The 16,757-nt window shown below is 53.2% G+C and carries 14 protein-coding genes; 6 read left to right on the forward strand and 8 right to left on the reverse strand.

The features are described from left to right. The first annotated feature begins 155 nt into the window (after window positions 1-155). The 5 genes from C8275_RS07635 (at window position 156) to C8275_RS07655 (ending at window position 7,938) form a co-directional block, all read left to right on the forward strand. The gene (locus C8275_RS07635) at window positions 156-884 is read left to right on the forward strand and encodes an NUDIX domain-containing protein (protein WP_106625766.1); all 729 of its coding nucleotides are present in this window, start codon (window positions 156-158) and stop codon (window positions 882-884) included. Between the two features lie 33 nt (window positions 885-917). Then, window positions 918-2,402: a xylulokinase gene (locus C8275_RS07640; RefSeq protein ID WP_106484694.1), complete on the forward strand. Its 1,485-nt coding sequence runs from the start codon at window positions 918-920 to the stop codon at window positions 2,400-2,402. A 52-nt stretch (window positions 2,403-2,454) separates the two neighbouring features. Then, window positions 2,455-3,771: a xylose isomerase gene (gene xylA / locus C8275_RS07645; RefSeq protein ID WP_022386029.1), complete on the forward strand. Its 1,317-nt coding sequence runs from the start codon at window positions 2,455-2,457 to the stop codon at window positions 3,769-3,771. Window positions 3,772-4,010: 239 nt separating this feature from the next. Further along, on the forward strand, window positions 4,011-5,078 hold the full coding sequence (locus C8275_RS07650) for a mannose-1-phosphate guanylyltransferase (RefSeq protein ID WP_106484695.1): 1,068 nt from the start codon (window positions 4,011-4,013) through the stop codon (window positions 5,076-5,078). Beyond that, the gene (locus C8275_RS07655; RefSeq protein WP_255414002.1) at window positions 5,068-7,938 is read left to right on the forward strand and encodes a bifunctional fucokinase/fucose-1-phosphate guanylyltransferase; all 2,871 of its coding nucleotides are present in this window, start codon (window positions 5,068-5,070) and stop codon (window positions 7,936-7,938) included. The genes C8275_RS07650 and C8275_RS07655 overlap by 11 nt, the downstream gene beginning before the upstream one ends. Window positions 7,939-8,248: 310 nt before the next feature. On the opposite strand, the gene C8275_RS07660 is transcribed toward C8275_RS07655, so the two are convergent. Continuing rightward, entirely contained in the window at window positions 8,249-9,583 is a 1,335-nt protein-coding gene (locus C8275_RS07660) for an alpha-L-fucosidase (protein ID WP_106484697.1), read from the reverse strand. Between the two features lie 280 nt (window positions 9,584-9,863). Here C8275_RS07660 and C8275_RS07665 point away from each other — a divergent pair, with 280 nt between their 5' ends. Continuing rightward, window positions 9,864-10,649, forward strand: coding sequence for an META domain-containing protein (locus C8275_RS07665; RefSeq protein ID WP_106484698.1), 786 nt, complete (start codon window positions 9,864-9,866; stop codon window positions 10,647-10,649). Between the two features lie 84 nt (window positions 10,650-10,733). On the opposite strand, the gene bioD is transcribed toward C8275_RS07665, so the two are convergent. The 7 genes from bioD to C8275_RS07695 are packed head-to-tail and all read right to left on the reverse strand — an operon-like array spanning window position 10,734 to window position 16,595. Further along, on the reverse strand, window positions 10,734-11,375 hold the full coding sequence (bioD, locus tag C8275_RS07670; RefSeq protein WP_106484699.1) for a dethiobiotin synthase: 642 nt from the start codon (window positions 11,373-11,375) through the stop codon (window positions 10,734-10,736). A 20-nt stretch (window positions 11,376-11,395) separates the two neighbouring features. Next, a complete protein-coding gene (gene bioC, locus C8275_RS14825; RefSeq protein WP_234395726.1) occupies window positions 11,396-12,154 on the reverse strand; it encodes a malonyl-ACP O-methyltransferase BioC in 759 nt (252 codons plus the stop codon). Then, window positions 12,139-12,810: a DUF452 family protein gene (locus C8275_RS14830; RefSeq protein ID WP_234395727.1), complete on the reverse strand. Its 672-nt coding sequence runs from the start codon at window positions 12,808-12,810 to the stop codon at window positions 12,139-12,141. The genes bioC and C8275_RS14830 overlap by 16 nt, the downstream gene beginning before the upstream one ends. After that, on the reverse strand, window positions 12,807-13,961 hold the full coding sequence (locus C8275_RS07680) for an 8-amino-7-oxononanoate synthase (protein WP_369861128.1): 1,155 nt from the start codon (window positions 13,959-13,961) through the stop codon (window positions 12,807-12,809). The genes C8275_RS14830 and C8275_RS07680 overlap by 4 nt, the downstream gene beginning before the upstream one ends. A 4-nt stretch (window positions 13,962-13,965) precedes the next feature. Beyond that, on the reverse strand, window positions 13,966-15,255 hold the full coding sequence (gene bioA, locus C8275_RS07685) for an adenosylmethionine--8-amino-7-oxononanoate transaminase (RefSeq protein WP_106484700.1): 1,290 nt from the start codon (window positions 15,253-15,255) through the stop codon (window positions 13,966-13,968). Next, window positions 15,245-16,201, reverse strand: coding sequence for a biotin synthase BioB (gene bioB / locus C8275_RS07690; protein WP_106484701.1), 957 nt, complete (start codon window positions 16,199-16,201; stop codon window positions 15,245-15,247). The genes bioA and bioB overlap by 11 nt, the downstream gene beginning before the upstream one ends. A gap of 4 nt (window positions 16,202-16,205) precedes the next feature. Further along, the gene (locus C8275_RS07695) at window positions 16,206-16,595 is read right to left on the reverse strand and encodes a hypothetical protein (protein ID WP_106484702.1); all 390 of its coding nucleotides are present in this window, start codon (window positions 16,593-16,595) and stop codon (window positions 16,206-16,208) included. Window positions 16,596-16,757 lie beyond the last annotated feature (162 nt).

Genomic DNA, 16,757 nt, shown 5'->3' on the forward strand with positions numbered 1-16,757 from the left:
ATAAGCCTTATACGCTTATCGTACGATTGACGATATTTACAACTTTGGAAAATAATGTTTTAAAACATAGAAAAAAGAAGTTGATATATTTGTTTATATGGAAGAACTACTCTACTTTTGTCACGCAAAAATGAAGGAAACCAATGAAAACACAGATGAGTGAAGAAAACCATCAAGTAAGCCCTAATATCTCGGTCGATTGTTCTTTGATCGGATTTGACGGAGAAGAGCTCCGCGTCCTGTTGGTAAGGCAGGTAGGTGCATCCGAATCGGAACAGGAAACGATGTATAAGCTCCCGGGAAGTTTGATTTATGTTGACGAAGATTTGGATGAAGCAGCCAAACGGGTGTTGTACGAATTGACAGGATTGAAGAGTGTCCCGATGGTTCAATTCCGTGCTTTTGGCTCGAAGAACCGTACTCGTAACCCGAAAGATGTTGGTTGGTTGGAGCGTTTCCACAGTTTGCCGAACCAGATTGATCGTATTGTGACGATTGCCTATCTGGCTCTGTTGAAAATCGACCGTAAATATACTCGTCTGTCTCATAAATATGAAGCTAGCTGGGTGCCTGTAAAAGATGTGGGTGAGTTGGCTTTTGACCATAACCAGATTTTGGAGGCCTCATTGGCTTATGTCCGTCAGTACGTAGAAAATTCTCCGGCTGCGTTGTTCGATTTGCTCCCCCGTAAATTCACCGCGGCACAGTTGCGACGGCTTTATGAGATTGTTTACGACCGTTCGTTCGACGTCCGTAATTTCCACAAACGAATTTCCATGATGAAATACGTGGTACCCCTGGAGGAAAAGGAGCAGGGAGTATCCCATCGTGCCGCCCGATATTATCGGTTTGACCGGGTTATTTACAACCAGATGCGTAACTAACAGTAACTAAAAATAGATTAAATAATAAGTAGTATGTATTTATTAGGGTATGATATAGGTAGCTCTTCGGTAAAGGCTAGCTTGGTGAATGCGGAAACAGGCGTATGTGTCGCTTCTGCATTCTATCCGAAAGTAGAGGCTGAAATTATTGCTGTCCAGCCGGGTTGGGCAGAGCAGAAGCCTGAGATGTGGTGGCAGAACCTGAAACTGGCAACTGCTGCTGTCATGGAACAGTCGGCTGTATCGGCAGAGCAGATTGCAGCCATCGGTATCTCGTATCAGATGCATGGTCTGGTTTGTGTTGACAAGGATTTGCAGGTGCTCCGTCCTGCCATTATCTGGTGTGATTCCCGTGCCGTGGGGTATGGACAGAAAGCATTGGAGACTCTTGGCGAATCGGTATGCCTGTCGCATCTGTTGAACTCTCCGGGCAACTTTACGGCCTCTAAACTGGCTTGGGTGAAAGAGAACGAACCGGATATCTATGCCCGCATCTACAAAATCATGTTGCCGGGTGACTATATAGCCATGCGGATGACTGGAGAAGTTTGCACGACTGTATCGGGTCTTTCCGAGGGAATGTTCTGGGACTTCAAGAACAACCGTGTCGCTGATTTCCTGATGGAGTATTACGGCTTTGATAAATCCTTGATCCCTGACATACGTCCGACTTTCTCCGAACAGGGACGCATGACGGCTGCCGTGGCTGAGGAACTGGGACTGCGTGCAGGTATCCCCGTGACTTATCGCGCCGGTGACCAACCCAATAATGCACTTTCCCTGAATGTGTTCAATCCCGGTGAAATAGCTTCGACGGCAGGAACATCCGGAGTCGTTTACGGTGTGAACGGGACTGTGAACTATGATCCCCAATCGCGGGTGAACACCTTTGCCCATGTCAACCATACTGACGAGCAAACCCGTTTGGGTGTATTGCTTTGCATTAACGGAACGGGTATCTTGAACTCTTGGATCAAGCGGACAATGGGTACGGACGTTTCTTATGCCGAAATGAATGATTTGGCGGCAGGAGTACCTATCGGCAGTCAGGGATTGAGTGTGATACCTTTTGGTAATGGTGCGGAGCGTGTCTTGGGCAACAAGGAGCCGGGATGTTCCTTGCAAGGGCTGAACTTCAACTCGCATACACGTGCACACATCATGCGTGCAGCACAGGAGGGTATTGTGTTCTCATTTAAATATGGTATGGAAGTGATGGAACAGATGGGCATGCACATCACGAATATCCATGCAGGTAATGCCAACATGTTCCTGAGCCCGATATTCCGCAACACACTTGCCGGAGTCACCGGAGCCACTATTGAGCTTTATGATACCGATGGTTCCGTGGGAGCTGCCAAGGGTGCCGGTATGGGAGCCGGAATCTATAAAGACAACACGGAAGCCTTCTCTACACTGAAGAAGCTGCAGGTCATCGAGCCGGACGTACAGGCGGCCGAACAATACCAGGCAGCATACGCTTTGTGGAAGGAGCGTCTGGCTAACGTAGTTCGCTAAACACGATTTATAAAACACAACATATTAATTGACCTTTAAAAACAAAAGACTTATGGCAACAAAAGAGTATTTTCCCGGAATAGGAAAAATCAAATTCGAAGGAAAAGATAGTAAGAACCCGATGGCTTACCACTATTATGATGCTGAAAAGGTAATCATGGGTAAGAAGATGAAAGACTGGTTGAAGTTTGCAATGGCATGGTGGCACACCTTGTGCGCTGAAGGTGGTGACCAGTTCGGTGGTGGTACGAAGAAGTTCCCCTGGAACGGTGACCCCGACAAGGTTCAGGCTGCCAAGAACAAGATGGATGCCGGTTTTGAATTCATGCAGAAGCTGGGTATCGAGTACTACTGCTTCCACGACATCGACTTGTGCGAAGAGGCCGATACCATCGAAGAATATGAGGCTAACTTGAAGGAAATCGTGGCTTATGCCAAGCAGAAACAAGCTGAAACCGGCATCAAGTTGCTGTGGGGTACAGCCAACGTATTCGGTCACGCACGCTACATGAACGGTGCTGCTACCAACCCGGAATTTGACGTTGTAGCTCGCGCTGGTGTTCAGATCAAGAATGCAATCGACGCTACCATTGAGTTGGGTGGTACCAACTATGTGTTCTGGGGTGGCCGTGAAGGTTACATGAGCATCCTTAACACAGACCAGAAACGTGAAAAAGAGCACCTCGCTCAGATGTTGACCATGGCTCGTGACTATGCCCGTGCCAAAGGCTTCACCGGTACGTTCCTGATCGAGCCGAAACCGATGGAACCGACCAAGCATCAATATGATGTGGACACTGAAACGGTTATCGGTTTCCTGAAGGCACACGGCTTGGAGAAAGACTTCAAGGTAAACATCGAGGTAAACCACGCAACCTTGGCAGGACACACCTTCGAACACGAGTTGGCTGTGGCTGTTGACAATGGCATGTTGGGTTCTATCGATGCCAACCGTGGTGACTATCAGAACGGTTGGGATACTGACCAGTTCCCCATTGACAACTATGAATTGGTACAGGCCATGATGCAGATCATCCGCAACGGTGGTTTGGGTAATGGCGGTTGCAACTTCGACGCCAAGACTCGTCGTAACTCTACCGATTTGGAGGACATTGCCATTGCACACATCTCCGGTATGGATGCCATGGCACGTGCATTGGAGTGCGCTGCCAAATTGCTCGAAGAGTCTCCTTACAAGAAGATGCTTGCTGACCGTTACGCTTCGTTCGACTCCGGTAAGGGTAAGGAATTCGAAGAAGGCAAGATGTCTTTGGAACAGTTGGTTGAATATGCCAAGACTGTAGGTGAGCCGAAGCAAGTAAGCGGCAAGCAGGAACTCTATGAAAGAATCGTAAGCTTGTATTGCTGATTTTCTCCCATAGTTTCTGTCTTCGGGCAGAAACATTGACAGGCAAGGGTGTGTCGGAACAGAACTGGCACACCCTTGTTTCGTTCGCCGTACGCTCTTTTTCACCTAAAAGGGCTTACACTCCTGGAATATTTCTTAATTTTGCTCCAATTAAAGCCGGGTTGGCTGGTACCCCGTTACCTTGTCAACGCGGCTTGAGTCTTTGGATGTGAAACCAATTAGAGCAAAATAACGAAATTATGGCAAAAAGTGACAACCATCTTGTGATTATGGCCGGAGGAGTCGGCAGCCGTTTCTGGCCGATGAGTACTCCTGAGAAACCCAAGCAGTTCATTGACGTCCTCGGATGTGGACGTACGTTGCTTCAGTTGACCGCCGACCGTTTTAAGGGAATTTGTGAACCTGCAAATATCTGGGTCGTAACTTCTGAGAAATATGCCGGGCTGGTCAAGGAGCAGTTACCTGACATCCCTGAAGACAATATCCTGAAAGAACCCTGCCGTCGCAACACGGCACCGTGCATCGCATACGTAAGCTGGAAAATCAAGGCTCGCAACCCGAAAGCCAATGTCGTTGTCACTCCAAGTGACCATGTCGTGATGAACGTTCCGGAGTTTCAGCGGGTGATTCATTCGGCTATGAACTTTACAAGAGACTCCGACGCCATCCTGACCCTGGGCATGAAACCGACACGCCCTGAGACCGGATATGGATACATCGAGACGGACCTGCGTGCTTCCTCGGCAACCAACAAGGAAGTGTTCCGGGTGGATTCCTTCAAGGAGAAGCCCGATGCAGAGACTGCCTTACGCTATATCGAACAGAACAACTACTTCTGGAATGCAGGCATCTTCGTGTGGAACATCTCTACCATCGTGAATGCCTTCCGAGTATATTGTCCGGCCATTGCCAAGATTTTTGAGAATGTACGTCCCTACTTTTATACGGAAAAGGAGCAGGAGGTCATCGACCGTGAGTTCCCCAATTGCGAAAACATATCGGTGGACTACGCCATTCTGGAAAAGGCGGAAGAGATTTTTGTCTTTCCCGCGGACTTCGGCTGGAGCGATCTGGGTACATGGGGTTCCCTGTATGAACAGATGTCCCAGGACTTGAACAAGAACGTATGCATCGGTGAAGATATCCGCCTCTATGACACCCGCAACTGTGTGATTCATACGACTCAGGAGAAGAAGGTCGTCGTTATGGGGCTGGATGGATACATCGTAGCCGAGAAAGACAACGCCTTGCTGATTTGTCGCTTGAGTGAAGAACAGAAAATCAAACTGCTTACAGATATCAAATAAGAGGAATACCCGAAGGATGATGAAGAAGTTACTTTCCCTGCCTCCCAATCTGGTGGAATGTTTTCATGAGTTGGAGGGGGTCGACCCCCAGGAGTGGTTCTGTACGTCCGATCCCATCGGGGAGAAACTGGGCTCCGGAGGAGGAACAACCTGGCTCCTGGAATCCTGCCGGGCACAATGGGCACCCGGGGAGACTTTCTCGCAATGGCTGGCGGAAGACAAGCGCATCCTGCTGCATGCCGGCGGGCAGAGCCGCAGGTTGCCCGGCTACGCACCGTCGGGTAAAATCCTGACCCCGATACCGGTGTTCCGTTGGGCGAAAGGGCAGCGGCTGAAGCAGAACCTGCTGTCATTGCAACTGCCTTTGTACCGTCGGATTATGGAGAAGGCTCCGGAGTCTCTGCATACGTTGATTGCCAGTGGGGATGTCTATATTCGCAGCGAGAAGCCTTTGCAGGAGATTCCCGATGCCGATGTGGTCTGCTACGGACTGTGGGTCGACCCGAATCTGGCAAAGAATCATGGTGTGTTCGTCTCTTCCCGTCAGACTCCCGACCGCCTGGACTTCATGTTGCAGAAGCCGTCGGTCGAGGAACTGGGACGGTTGATGCAGACCCATCTCTTCCTGATGGACATCGGCATCTGGCTCTTGAGCGACCGGGCAGTGGAGCTGCTGCGGAAGCGTTCCAGGCAGGGAAACAAGTGGAGGTATTACGATTTGTATTCCGACTTCGGGAGAGCCTTGGGCGAGCATCCCCAGCTGGATGATGAGGAGCTCCGTCAGTTGAGCGTGGCAATACTGCCGTTACCGGGAGGAGAGTTCTATCACTACGGGACCAGCCGTGAGTTGTTGTCCTCGACGGTTGCGGTGCAGAATCTGGTGGATGACCAGCGTGAAATCATGCACCTGAAGGTGAAACCTCATCCTGCCATGTTTGTTCAGAATGCGCAGGTATCCTTGACCTTGAAGGCTGAAAACTCGGAAGTCTGGATTGAGAACAGTTGCGTCGGTGCCGACTGGAAGCTGTCTCACCAACACATCATCACAGGCGTGCCTCGGAATGACTGGGCGCTGAATCTTCCGCCCGGCGTTTGTGTGGATGTAGTCCCGGTGGGAGAGACCGGTTACGTCGCACGTTGCTATGGTTTTACGGATGCCTTCAAGGGCGCATTGGACGACGAACGGACGCTGTTTATGGGAAAGCCCGTTTGTGAATGGCTGGCAGAGCGTGGCTTGCAGCCGCAGTCCATCGAGGGAGCCGGCGATTTGCAGTCTGCACGGATATTTCCTCTCTGCGCCGATACCGACGAACTCGACAAGGTGTTCCGTTGGATGATTGGCGAACCCTCTCTGGAGGAGGGCAGACGCATCTGGCTCGAAAAGCGTCGGTTGTCGGCTGACGAGATTTCAGCGGAAGCCAACTTGCGTCGGTTGGTCGCCCAGCGGCGCAGCTTCCGGGCAGAGGCATGGCCCCTGCTGGCAAAGAACTACGAGAAGAGCGTCTTTTACCAGCTGAATCTGAAGGATGCCGCCGAGGAGTTTGTGGATGCACGGTTGCCCTTGCCCGCGCCTTTGCCCGAACGGGCATCCCTGATGACCCGCATCCATGACCATATATTCCGTTCACACTACCTGAAGTTGCAGGGCAAAGACGGACGTGAGGAAGAGACGAAGGCCTTCTCCCTGCTGCGTGAGGGACTGACTTCCACCGTGCTTGCCGACAGACAAACGCCTCGTCTGGCTGTCTATGCCGACCAGATTGTGTGGGCGAGAAGTCCGGTGCGCATCGACCTGGCAGGTGGGTGGACAGACACGCCGCCCTATTGCCTGAATGATGGAGGCAATGTGGTCAACATGGCCATTGAGCTGAACGGACAGCCCCCGTTGCAGTCGTATGTGAAGCCATGCAAGGAGTTCAAGATTGTCCTGCGTTCCATCGACCTGGGTGCCATGGAGGAGGTGCATACCTACGAAGAGCTGCGCGACTTTGCCAAAGTGGGGTCTCCGTTTTCCATCCCCAAGGCTGCGCTGGTGCTGGCAGGTTTCCAACCGGGGTTTTCGAAAGAGACTTATGCCTCGTTGGAGGCACAGTTGCGGGCGTTCGGTTCCGGCATCGAGCTGACGTTGCTGTCGGCTGTACCGGCAGGCTCCGGGCTGGGAACCAGTTCCATCCTTGCTTCCACCGTCTTGGGTGCGGTTGCCGATTTCTGCGGACTGCCGTGGGACAAGAACGAGATTGGCCGGCGTACGTTGGTGCTGGAGCAGTTGCTGACTACGGGAGGAGGCTGGCAGGACCAATATGGAGGGGTGCTTCAGGGTGTCAAGCTGCTCCAGACACAGAGCGGCTTCGAGCAGTGTCCGGTCGTCCGTTGGCTGCCTGACTTCCTGTTCACCAGTCCGGAATATCAGAAGTGTCATTTGCTCTATTACACGGGCATTACCCGGACGGCGAAGAATATCCTGGCAGAGATTGTCCGGGGCATGTTCCTGAATTCGACGGAACATCTGGATATGCTCAACGAGATGAAGGCACACGCCCTCGATGTGTTTGAGGCCATCCAGTGTGGACAGTTTGAGGAGATGGGTCGGCTGATAGGCAAGACCTGGGCTCAGAACAAGCGGCTGGACCCCGGCACCAATCCGCCCTCGGTAGAGCAGATTATCAGCCTGGTGCAGGACTACTGCCTGGGATACAAGCTCCCGGGAGCCGGAGGCGGCGGCTACTTGTACATGGTGGCAAAGAGTCCCGAGGCAGCCGTACGCATTAAGACCATTCTGACGGAAACGCCGCCGAACGCCTGCGCGCGCTTTGTGGAGATGTCTTTGTCGGATAAAGGACTGAAGGTGAGCCGTAGCTGACCATACCGGCTGTTCACCTGGCTATTGTTAACCCCAATCGGTCATTAGGCTTTGAGCGGTCTAATGACTGATTGGGGTTTAATCTTGCCAAGGTAGGGGATAGATGCGGACTAAGCCGGGCTTATACAGACCAAAGTATTATACTTAGGTAGGCTAAGTATAATACTTAGGGGGTCTAAGTATGATACTTTGGTCCATTGAAGTCCGGCTTGGTTTGTGTTTATCCCGGGCTTGGATAAAGGAAAAGCCGGCATGAGTCTCATTCATCCCTCTGGGGAGAAGCGTCTCATGCCGGCTGTGTTTCGGGACTTCACTCTTTCAGCGTCAGCTCTACGACGAAGTCGATGTCATTCGGAGCCTGTTCGAACTCCATTAAAATACCGTTTTTATCCTGACGGAACTTTATCGGGGTCTTGTCCTTGAAGGAGATGGCACGGGTTACCTTCTGCGTCAGGGGCAGATAAAGTCCGTTGTCCGGCAGGTTGAGGATGTGCACGAAGAGCCGGTTGCCCTTTTGCGTGGTCACTCCCCAGTCACGTGGACCGACCAGTCCGGCACGTGTCCCGTAGAGGGTTTCCCCGTATGTCTGCATCCACTGACCGATTTCCTTCAGACGCTCCACTGCCACAGCCGGAAGTTCCCCGTTGGGTTGCGGCCCGATGTTCAGCAGCAGGTTGGCATTCTTTCCGGCGGCATTGACCAGGTAATGGATGAGCGTCTTGGTCGACTTGTAGTCCTGGTCGACAATCTTGTATCCCCACATGCCATTCATCGTCTGACACGTCTCCAGGGGGAGGCGGCTGATGGCTTGTCCCGACAGACCGGCTGTATTCTCACCGGGCAGGTCGCGCTCGAAAATCTGGATATCCTCTCCCTCGAAGGGCGTCTCGTGGTGGTTGTTGGCAATCAGGCATCCCGGTTGCAGGCGGTGTATCAGGGCATACTGTTCAGGCAACTGCCAGTCGAAGTCGGGCTTCTGGTCCCACCATCCGTCGAACCAGATGGTACGTATCGGACCATAGTTCGTCAGCAGCTCCTCCAACTGATGGTTCATGAATTCATAGTAGGTTTTCCATTCCCCATGTTTGGTACGTCCGGTTCCCCTTCCGGTGCGTCCCAGCGGATAGTAGTCGTCCCGGTACCAGTCCAGATGCGAATAATACAGATGGAGTGCGATGCCCTGCCGGTGGCATTCGTCCGCCAGTTCTTTCAGTACGTCGCGTCCGAAGGGAGTGGCATCCACGATGTTGTAGTCCGACCATTGCGTGTCGAACATGGAGAAGCCTTCATGGTGGCGGGTTGTGAAGCAGATGTATCGTGCCCCGGAAGCCTTGATGGCGGCGACCCATTCACGTGCATTGAAGCGTGAAGGATAGAAGCCGGACGCCAGCTTGGCATATTCGTCGCGGTTGAGGTCCTGGTTGGTCATGACCCATTCGCCCTGGGCGAGCATGCTGTACAGCCCCCAATGGAGGAAGATGCCGAATTTGTCGTTCTGGAAGGCTTCGCGCGACTGAAGGTTCTCTTGTGTAGGGACATAGGTCGTCTGCTTGTCATCAGCGGACGGGAATGCGGCCTTGGCAAAGGTCGGTAGAGCCAGAGCCGCACACAGGCATAAGGATTTTAAACAAACTGTTGCTTTCATATTCTATAAGGCTATCATTGTTAATGGAATCAAAGGTACATTTTTTAATCAAATCCTCATACGAAAAACGGATATACGGAGCAGAAAAAAACTCCTGAAGGCAGTTCCCGGCAGGTCCCTCAGTGCGAGAGTGCCCTCAGAAAGGTATACAAATGAGTACAGCTTTTATTGCTTATTAAGATTTCTCCGTGCAGTATTTGGCAGTCTTCGGCATTTACTCATCGAGAACAGGTGAAACAGTGACCTGTCCGATAGAACTGTAACTTTAACGAAAGAGATTATGAAAAAGAGATTTATGCCCCTTGCTGCGATGGTTGTTTTCGCATTGTCTTCCTGTCATTCTACCCGGAGTGTTGCCGTACTTCCGTCGGCAGACTTCAATGGAGAGTGGAACATCGTGGAGGTAAACGGAAGTGCCATCAACCTCAAGGACTATCCTTATATTGGTTTTGATACGGAGAACGGACGCATCTATGGTAATACCGGATGCAACAACGTGATGGGTTCCTTTGACTTGAACAGCAAACCGGGCACACTTGAACTGGGCAAGCTGGCAAGTACGATGATGGCAGGCCCGAACATGGATGTGGAGCGTAACGTGCTCAATGCCCTGGGACAGGTCAAGGGCTATCTGCCCGTCAGTGAAAATGAAATCGCACTGTGTAATGAGAAGAAGCGTCCGGTGGTCATCTTGAAGAAAAGAAACCAGACGATGGCGCTGAATGAGCTGTCCGGGAAGTGGAACATCCTGGCAGTGAACAGCAAGGAAGTGCCGGGGAACGTGGAGAAGCAACCCTTCCTGCACTTTGACGTGGCTGCCAGGAAGGTCAGTGGCTGTGCTGGTTGCAACAACATACATGGCGGTTTTACCGTGGATGCCGCGCAGAGTCAGTCCATTGCGTTCCCTGCCTTGGCGTCTACCCGGATGATGTGTGCAGACATGGAGCTGGAGAACAGCATCATGCAGGCGCTGAATGCTGTCCGGAGTTATGGCAGGCTGGGTAACGGGCATCTCGCCCTTTATGCCGATGGCAAGCTCGTGCTGGAACTGGCTGAAGTTAAATGATTGGTTAATAGTTAAGATGCGGACCTGAGGGAGGCACCGGCAAGTACTTGCCATCTCCCGTTCAGGTCCGCATTTGTCTGTCTGTCAGAGGCAGGGGACAGTCAGGAACCGGGCTTCCGGGAAATGACGGTTCAGGTATTCCCGGATGTAGTGCTGCGTATCCTCCTGGATAATCTTGTCTTCCTCCAACGGATAGAGGTTGTAGAGGACACTGTGCAGCCGGAGCTTTCTCGCCTTGACCGCCTCCAGGCTCAGCAACGTGTGGTTGATGCTGCCCAGCCGTCCCGAAGTGACGAATATCAGCGGATAATCCTGTTGTGCCACATAGTCGATGGTCAGCAGGTCGGGTGTCAGAGGGACCATGAGTCCTCCGGCACCTTCCAGCAACACGGCATCATAGCGTTCGGAGAGCTGCTCTGTCGCCTGCTTGATGTGTTCGAAATTGATGGGGCGTCCGTCAATCTTAGCTGCCAGATGGGGGGAACAGGGATAGGTGAATATCTCGGGCATGGTGAGTCCTTCCCGGTCCTCGGGCAATAGACCGGTGCCCATCAGCCGGCGATGAAGCTCAATGTCTTCAGACATCGTGGTGTTGCCGGTCTGAATCAGTTTCTGGGTGATGGTACGTTTGCCTGCCTCATTCCATTGGCGGGCAAGGAATCCGGTGGCATAACTCTTCCCGATGTTCGTGTCGATGCCACTTACAAAGAATACGTTGTCTTTCATTTTATCATTCTGTTTTGTTGTTATACAGGATTGGTCAGCAGGATGTAGACGGGGTGGTAGGTCAGGCTGACTTTCCCGTCCGTCGTGGAGAAGCGACGCTGATATTCCGTGGTGAAATCTTCCAGTTGCTTCCGCGTCCATGCCTCCTTCCGGATGCCCGTCACGCCGGTCTGACGTAAGTGACGCAGGACATCGCCGGGGCTATCGAAGCACAAGGTGACCTGCTCTTCATCCGCATGGAGGGGCTGATAGCCCAGGGCTGACAGCTTGCTGCACCAGTCATGGAGAGAAGGATAGTCCAAGGTTGCTCCGGACAGCGCACGTATCTCCTTCAGGTTCTCTTCCCCAAAGAGCGAGAAGGCGACATGCCCCCTGGCAGTCAGCATGGTCCGGCAGCGTTGCAGGAAGCACAAGGGATTTTCCAGCCATTGCAGCGAGGCGCAGGATACAATCAGGCTGAAGCAGCCTTGCGGAGATGCCTTCTCCACGTCTCCGGGGACGAAGCGGGTATGGGCATCCAGAATGTCTTCCAGGGCTGTTTGCATTTCCGGGCATAAGTCGTTGAGCAGGTATTCCTGCGGACGGTGATGTTGCAGGTAGGCATGTGTGAAGAGTCCGGTGCCACAACCGACCTCCCAGACCCGTTGGTGGGCATCGGGCGGCAGGTGCCGGTCCAGCAGTGTCACCATCCGTTGCGCCATGGTCCGTTGCACGGTCGCCTGACAGTCGTAGGTGGGGATGGCGCGGGCAAAGCGTTGTCGTATCAGTGATTTATCCATAAGGTTTCCTTTCCTTCAGCGAGTTGTCGTATGCAGTCTGCGTCGTAATGGGCTGCATGTACCGTTTGGGTTGTCAGGTTCTCCCAGGCACGCAGCTGGTTGGCGGAGGGGAAGATGTGGTCTTCCGTTCCGATAAAGGCTTTGTCCCAGTGCCAGTCTGTGGCTGGTCCGGTCCGGGTGATGGCCTCATACAGGACAGCCAGCTCGTCGCGGAGCGTCTCCCAACTCCTGTCAGGCGCATGTTGCAGGAAGTCCTTCAGGGCCGGTGCACTGCCGCACATGCGGCGGCGGAACTTGGACAAGGTCTGTTCGGACAGGTTGTCCAGTGTTCCTTTGAAGATGCTTTCGGGGATGCCGCGGAGGTCATCGACAGGCCAGGGTGTTCCGTTGAAAGCCAGGGCATGTTCCCAGGGTAGAGCCAGGGATGGCAGGACCCGACCGGCAACCCATACGCCCATCGACCAGGCGACGACACGGATGGAGGCATACGCCGCCAGGGGAGCGGAGTCAAACTGCAGGTCCCGGTAGTCAAAGCACAGCATGACATCGTCCGTACCTTCCGGTAGCGGAGCCAGCAGTCCTTCGCCCATGCCCCAGCCTGCAAAGAAGAGCGTCAGCCGGGAGCTTCCCTTCTGTTTTATAAATGACTGTTTCATAATACATCAATTAATTGTTCCAACTCTCCGGACGAGAGTGTTGCCGTCAGTGAAAAGCGCAGGCGCGAAGTACCCTCGGGCACTGTCGGCGGACGGACCGGCAGCACGTAGAAGCCTTTGCGTTGCAGTTCTTCGGCTTTCAGGACCGTCTCTTTGCTGGCTCCGACCAGCATGGGCACGATGTGACTTTCCGACGGACAGGCATATCCTTTCTCCTTCAGTGCCGTCCGCAGTTGCTCCGACAGGGTGGCGAGCCGTTTCCTGCGTTCGTTCATGTCCGGCAGCCGTTTCACGATGAACTCCGTCCAGGCCACGTTGAGCGGAGGCAGGGCGGTCGTGAAGATGAGTGTGCGCATCCGGTTGATCAGGTAGTTGCGGACGGGAAGGCTGCATGTCACATAGGCACCCACTGACGCGACCGCTTTCCCGAAGGTTCCACAGAGGAAGTCGATGCCCGGGATGCACGCCTGCTCTTCGGCTACTCCCAGTCCGTTCTGACCACGCACGCCGATGGCATGGGCTTCGTCGACATAGAGCATGGTTCCCGGGTAGCGTTGCTTCAGCTCGACCAGCTGTTGCAAGGGCGCCACATCGCCGTCCATGCTGAAGATGCTTTCCGTCACGATGAGGATGCGGTGAAAGTCTGCGTGATGTTTCTGCAACAAGGCTTCCAGCTGGGCATAGTCCTGATGCCTGAAGCGTATGCACTTGGCAGCAGAGAGACGGATGCCGTCAATCAGGCTGGCGTGCACCAGCTTGTCGGCAAGTATCAGCGTATGGGCATCCGCCACTGCCGGCAGGATACCGGTGTTCATGTGATAACCACTGCAGAACACCAGTGCCGCCTCTTTCCCGAAGCTTTCTGCCAGCAGACGTTCCAGCCTGTCGTGGACGGCGAAGTTCCCGGTCAGCAGACGGGACGAGGAGGAGGAGAGGAGGGAGTCTTCAGCTGACAGTTCCTCCATGAACGCTTTGCGCAGCGATTCGTCGGTAGCCAATCCCAGGTAGTCGTTTGACGACAGGTTCAGCATCGGCTGTTCTCCGGAACGGACCCACCGTCCGAGATGTTCCACGGAAGGCAGTTGGCGGAAGTTCCCTTTCTCCCGCAGGATTTCCAAATCCCGGGTTAGCATCTGATCATTGTTCATCATATCGTCAGTTTTTAATCTCGGAAACAATCTTTACCAGGGCTGTTGTCAGCTTGTGCAGTTCTGCCGGACGGATGACGAAGGGGGGCATCACATAGACCAGCCGTCCGAAGGGACGCACCCAGACACCTTCCTCCACAAAGCGCCGTTGTATCCATGCCATGTCTACCGGCTGACGGGTTTCGATGACCCCGATGGCTCCCAATACCCGTACATCAGCTACCTGGGGCAAGCTCCGTGCCGGAGCCAGTTCCTCCTCCAGTTGCTGCTCGATGGCTTTTACCTTCTGTTGCCATCCGGACGCCAGGAGCAGGTTGATGGAAGCACACGCGACAGAGCAGGCGAGCGGATTGCCCATGAAGGTCGGTCCGTGCATGAAAGCATGCGGTTCGTGGTCGGATATGGTCGTGGCGACTTCATCGGTTGCCAGTACGGCAGAGAAGGTCATGTATCCTCCGGTCAGGGCTTTCCCGATGCACATGATGTCCGGTTCAATGCCGGCATGTTCCCAGGCAAACAGCTTTCCGGTGCGTCCGAAGCCCGTCGCTATTTCGTCAAAGATGAGCAAAAGCCCGTAACGGCGGCAGAGTGCGGCAGCTTCGCGCAGATACTGCGGATGGTAGAAGCGCATGCCTCCGGCTCCTTGTACGATGGGCTCGAGGATGAGGCCAGCCAGTTCGGCATGATGCTGCTCGATGATGGCTTTTAAAGGCTCTATGTCCGTGCTGTCCCACGTTCCGTGAAAGCGGGATTGGGGAGCCGGAGCAAAGTGGCGCACCGGCAGGGCATTTCCGAAGAGGCTGTGCATGCCGGTGACCGGGTCGCATACGGACATGGCATTCCAGGTATCTCCATGATAGCCGGAGCGTATGGTGACGAAGTTGTTTTTCCGGGGGTTACCCTTTGCAAACTGGTACTGGACCGCCATTTTCAAGGCGACCTCTACGGCAACTGAGCCACTGTCTGCATAAAAGATTTTCTGCATCGAGGGAGGGACAATCTTCAGCAGCAACTTTCCCAGTTCAATGGCAGGGTCGTGCGTCAGTCCTCCGAACATGACGTGTGACATCCGGTGCAACTGTTCTTCGATGGCATGGTTCAGCACCGGATGGTTGTATCCGTGGACGGCACACCACCAGGAAGACATCCCTTCAATCAGTTCAGTCCCGTCGTCCAAGGTGATGGTGCAGCCTTTGGCACTTTTCACTTTGTAGGTAGGCAACGGGTTTGTGGTAGAAGTATAAGGATGCCACAGGTGGTCGCGGTCAAAGGTATCACATTGATAATTATAACTCATAACCGATTTCTTTGATTCGTTGTTTATCCGTTTCGACGTCGGAGCCCAAGGTGGTGAGCATATCCCCGACGATTGCTGCGTTCATGCCGATCGTCAATGCTCGGCGCAATGTTTGTTCGTCGAGCTTTGCCCGTCCGCCGGCAAACCGTAGGTGAGCGGTGGGATGGATGAAGCGGAAGAAGGAAATGGTGCGCAGCAGTTCTTCCGACGATAACGGCTGCATGTCCTGTAGGGGAGTTCCCTTGATGGGCTGCAATATGTTAATCGGTATCGACTGTACCCCCAATCCGCGCAGGGAGAATGCCAGCTCGATGCGTTGCAGTTCCGTCTCTCCCATGCCGATGATACCTCCTGAGCAGATCTCCATGCCTGCCTGTTGGGCTGCCAGCAACGTTTCCCGTTTCTGCTGTTGGGTGTGCGTGGTGCACAGATGCGGAAAGTAGGAGGGGGCTGCCTCCAGGTTGCAATGATAGCGTGACACGCCGGCTTCGTGCAGCCGTTTCATTTGTTGCTCTGACAGGAGTCCCAAGGATACGCAGACGGAAATGGAACAGCTCTGGCGGATGGCGCGTACCCGGTCGCAAATGGCATCCACTTCCTTATCGGTCATCCGTTTGCCGCTTGTCACCAGTGAAAAACGTCCGACGCCATGCCGGGCATTCTCCTTGGCGTGTGTCACGCATTCTTCGACCGGCAGCAGTCCGTAGGTCTCCACACCGGTCCGGTGATGGGCCGACTGAGCGCACCATTTGCAATCTTCCGAGCATAACCCCGATTTTGCATTCACGATGGAACACATGTCAAATACCTTGGAGGCACACTTGGCTGTGATCTCCCGTGCCGCTTCAAACAGGCTCTCATTGTCTGTACAGGAAGCAAGTTCTTTCATTTCATCGAAGGTCACCTGGTGCCCTTGCAATACCTTTTCTTTCAGTTCGTGTATCATAGTTCTAAAAACAAAAGAAGAGCAATACCGGAATCACTGTTGTTCCGATATTGCTCTTCTTATCCGACAAGTTATTAAAAAGACGTACCTTTCCCTCCTCTGAGACGGTCAGAGACGGGGATACAATTGTACATAAATCCATTTCATACAGCCAAAGTCTGCATTCATCGGCCTCTTCCGGCGGTAACGTATCCGTTTCATCCGTCTTGTTCTTCCGGTTTAGACAAGGCTTGTCCAGCCATCCGGTTTTGGTGAGCGAAGCTTCGGCGATGCTCTTGCACACATGTCCGATGGTCACGTGTTTGCCCAAGCTTGCAAAGATGGCATAGCCCTTCCGGCTCCATTGACGGAATCGAATCATGCGATTTTTATGGGATGGATTTTGGCTGTGCATGGTTGCAAAGATAGGGAATAATGCTATATGCGCAACTAATTTGCTCCTGATTTTGAAACGTAAATGTAAACGAACCTTTTAAATATAGACTCTATGGAAGGATGTTTTGTTAAATGATGTTGTATAATTGCATTTCGTTTGAACCTTTCTTGCAGGAATGGT

Source organism: Bacteroides sp. Marseille-P3684 (genome assembly GCF_900291465.1).
Classification (GTDB): domain Bacteria; phylum Bacteroidota; class Bacteroidia; order Bacteroidales; family Bacteroidaceae; genus Phocaeicola_A.

Excerpts from the sequence above, each read along its gene's own strand:
- C8275_RS07680 (WP_369861128.1), bottom strand. The coding sequence starts at position 13,961 with ATGATGAACAATGATCAGATGCTAACCCGGGATTTGGAAATCCTGCGG.
- C8275_RS07665 (WP_106484698.1), top strand. The coding sequence starts at position 9,864 with ATGAAAAAGAGATTTATGCCCCTTGCTGCGATGGTTGTTTTCGCATTG.
- C8275_RS07650 (WP_106484695.1), top strand. The coding sequence starts at position 4,011 with ATGGCAAAAAGTGACAACCATCTTGTGATTATGGCCGGAGGAGTCGGC.
- C8275_RS07635 (WP_106625766.1), top strand. The coding sequence starts at position 156 with ATGAGTGAAGAAAACCATCAAGTAAGCCCTAATATCTCGGTCGATTGT.
- C8275_RS07640 (WP_106484694.1), top strand. The coding sequence starts at position 918 with ATGTATTTATTAGGGTATGATATAGGTAGCTCTTCGGTAAAGGCTAGC.
- bioB (WP_106484701.1), bottom strand. The coding sequence starts at position 16,201 with ATGATACACGAACTGAAAGAAAAGGTATTGCAAGGGCACCAGGTGACC.
- xylA (WP_022386029.1), top strand. The coding sequence starts at position 2,455 with ATGGCAACAAAAGAGTATTTTCCCGGAATAGGAAAAATCAAATTCGAA.
- C8275_RS14830 (WP_234395727.1), bottom strand. The coding sequence starts at position 12,810 with ATGAAACAGTCATTTATAAAACAGAAGGGAAGCTCCCGGCTGACGCTC.
- C8275_RS07695 (WP_106484702.1), bottom strand. The coding sequence starts at position 16,595 with ATGCACAGCCAAAATCCATCCCATAAAAATCGCATGATTCGATTCCGT.
- bioD (WP_106484699.1), bottom strand. The coding sequence starts at position 11,375 with ATGAAAGACAACGTATTCTTTGTAAGTGGCATCGACACGAACATCGGG.
- C8275_RS07660 (WP_106484697.1), bottom strand. The coding sequence starts at position 9,583 with ATGAAAGCAACAGTTTGTTTAAAATCCTTATGCCTGTGTGCGGCTCTG.
- bioA (WP_106484700.1), bottom strand. The coding sequence starts at position 15,255 with ATGAGTTATAATTATCAATGTGATACCTTTGACCGCGACCACCTGTGG.
- bioC (WP_234395726.1), bottom strand. The coding sequence starts at position 12,154 with ATGGATAAATCACTGATACGACAACGCTTTGCCCGCGCCATCCCCACC.